Below are 1,653 nucleotides of genomic sequence, written 5' to 3' on the forward strand. Positions count from 1 at the left end.
AGATTGTGCGTGAGGCAGTGCTGAATGCGATTAAACATGCCGACGCCAGCGAGATTGTGGTCAGCTGCGTCACCACCGCGGACGGTACTCACACGGTCACGATCCGTGACAACGGTATTGGTATCGGCGACGCCAGTGAACCGCCGGGGCATTACGGGCTGAATATCATGCGCGAACGCGCGGGACGGCTCGGCGGAACATTACACTTTTCTCAGCCGCCACAGGGCGGTACACAGGTCAGCGTGACGTTCCGGACACCTGCGGCGCAGGCTGAAAAATAGCGGGAAAGAAGGCGCGCTGAAAAAAGCGCATGATAATTTACATTATCTCCTTTATTTCTCCACGTTTGACCTGGGCCTTACCGCTAAAGTTAGGCGGGCAATAAACAATAATGACGTGCAGCAAAACGAGGTCACATTTTAATGGCGAATTTTTTCATCGATCGCCCCATTTTTGCCTGGGTGCTAGCAATCCTGTTGTGTCTGACGGGTGTCCTGGCGATTACTTCCCTTCCTGTTGAGCAATACCCCGACCTCGCCCCCCCTAACGTGCGTATCACGGCGAACTACCCTGGCGCCTCGGCACAGACGCTGGAAAATACCGTCACGCAGGTTATCGAGCAGAACATGACGGGTCTTGATAACCTGATGTACATGTCCTCGCAGAGCAGCGCCACGGGCCAGGCGACGGTAACCCTGAGCTTTACGGCGGGCACGGATCCGGACGAAGCGGTGCAGCAGGTGCAAAACCAGCTGCAATCGGCCCTGCGTAAACTGCCTCAGGCGGTGCAGAACCAGGGGGTGACCGTGCGTAAGACCGGTGACACCAATATTTTGACCATCGCGTTTGTTTCAACCGATGGCTCGATGGATAAGCAGGACATCGCGGACTACGTCGCCAGTAATATTCAGGACCCGCTCAGCCGTATCAACGGCGTGGGTGATATCGACGCCTACGGCTCGCAGTATTCCATGCGTATCTGGCTGGATCCCAACAAGCTGAACAGCGTGCAGATGACCGCCAAAGATGTCACCGACGCTATCGAATCGCAGAACGCTCAGATTGCCGTGGGGCAGCTCGGTGGTACGCCGTCCGTGGATAACCAGGCACTTAACGCCACCATCAACTCCCAGTCGCTGCTCCAGACGCCTGAACAGTTCCGCAATATTACTCTGCGCGTGAATCAGGATGGTTCCGAAGTGCGTCTGGGGGATGTCGCCACCGTGGAAATGGGGGCGGAAAAATATGACTACCTGAGCCGCTTTAACGGCAATGCTGCGTCCGGCCTGGGGGTGAAACTGGCCTCCGGCGCTAACGAAATGGCGACCGCGCAGCGGGTGTTAGAGCGTCTGGATGAGCTGTCGCATTACTTCCCGCACGGACTGGAGTACAAAGTCGCCTACGAAACCACCTCATTCGTAAAAGCCTCCATCGAAGATGTGGTGAAAACCCTGCTCGAAGCTATCGCGCTGGTGTTCCTCGTGATGTACCTGTTCCTGCAAAACTTCCGCGCCACGCTGATCCCCACCATTGCGGTGCCGGTGGTGTTGCTGGGAACCTTTGCGGTGCTGTATGCCTTCGGTTACAGCATCAACACCCTGACCATGTTTGCCATGGTGCTGGCCATCGGCCTGCTGGTGGATGATGCCATCG

2 protein-coding genes are annotated in these 1,653 nt (G+C 56.6%); both read left to right on the forward strand.

The window, feature by feature from the left end; all coding sequences use genetic code 11:
* On the forward strand, window positions 1–281 hold a 281-nt coding region (locus HP459_RS22790), incomplete at its 5' end, for an ATP-binding protein (protein WP_253939681.1).
* A gap of 141 nt (window positions 282–422) precedes the next feature.
* Window positions 423–1,653 (forward strand): efflux RND transporter permease subunit (locus HP459_RS22795; protein ID WP_171936909.1); only part of this gene is annotated, 1,231 nt, incomplete at its 3' end.

It is taken from the genome of Enterobacter sp. CM29, assembly GCF_013179605.1.
Taxonomy (GTDB): Bacteria; Pseudomonadota; Gammaproteobacteria; order Enterobacterales; family Enterobacteriaceae; genus Enterobacter; species Enterobacter intestinihominis.